1 protein-coding gene is annotated in these 1,176 nt (G+C 62.2%); it reads left to right on the top strand.

Features of this window, described 5'->3' with window-relative positions:
- The first annotated feature begins 66 nt into the window (after positions 1–66).
- Positions 67–1,050, top strand: a complete 984-nt coding sequence (locus ACYVH8_RS12755; RefSeq protein ID WP_460489193.1) for an IS5 family transposase — start codon at positions 67–69, stop codon at positions 1,048–1,050.
- The last annotated feature ends 126 nt before the right edge of the window (positions 1,051–1,176 follow it).

Raw genomic sequence — 1,176 nt, 5'->3', positions numbered from 1 at the left:
GGAAGGTCTGAACAAGTCCACCGAACGGCCCCTTGAATCGTTGATCGTGGCAAAGGAGTTGTGCCGATGGACCAGATCAGTTTCGCCGATGCCGAATACGCAGGCAAGAGGAAGAAGACCCGGCGGGAGATTTTCCTGGAAGAGATGGAGCTGGTCGTGCCCTGGAAGGGGCTGCTCAAGCTGATCGAGCCACACTACCCGACAGCCGGACGTGGCCGCAGGCCGTACCCGCTGGAATCGATGCTGCGCGTGCACCTGATGCAAAACTGGTTCGCGCTGAGCGACCCGGCGATGGAAGAGGCCCTGTACGAGATTGCCTCCCTGCGCAGCTTTGCCCGTCTGAGCCTGAGCGAGGCCATCCCCGACGAGACCACGATCCTGAACTTCCGCCATCTTCTGGAAGAGAACGACCTGGCCGAAGACATCCTCAAGCTGGTCAACGCCCACCTGAGCAGGAAGGGGCTGATGCTCAAGCGCGGCAGCATCGTGGACGCCACCATCATCGCCGCGCCCAGCTCGACCAAGAACAGCAGCGGCGAGCGAGACCCCGAGATGCACCAGACCAAGAAGGGCAAGCAGTGGCACTTCGGCATGAAGGCGCACATTGCCGTGGATGCGGACTCCGGGCTGGTGCATACCGTCACGACCACTGCGGCCAACGAGGCCGACGTGGAGCAGGTGGCCGATCTGCTGCACGGCAAGGAAGAACAGGTCTGGGCGGATTCGGGCTACCGCGGGGCGCAGAAGCGGGTGAGCAAGGCTGATCTGCAGTGGCACATCGCTGCACGACCCAGCGACATGGCCAAAATGCCTGAGGGCCGGGCCAAGACCAGGGCCAAAAGGCAAGAGCACCGCAAGGCCAGCGTACGGGCCAAGGTGGAACACCCCTTCCGGGTGATCAAGTGTCAGTTCGGACTGGTGAAGGTGCGTTTCAAAGGTCTGGCCAAGAACACGGCGCACGTGCTTACCCTGTTTGCGCTGTCCAATCTGTGGATGGCGCGCAAGAAGCTCATGGCGATGATGGGAGTGGTCCGTGCGCAGGCGGTGTGAAGCCGCGAAAGGGGCGCAGATTGCGCCGCAAACCTCCTTCGGGCGGCTACGATCTGCTCCTGCGCGTCGTGTTCGCCTTGCGCATCGGGCTGTGCGTGGCGGTTTTATGACTTGTTCAGACCTTCC

This window comes from Curvibacter fontanus (genome assembly GCF_054780335.1).
This window is presented reverse-complemented; position numbering and strand designations above follow the sequence as displayed.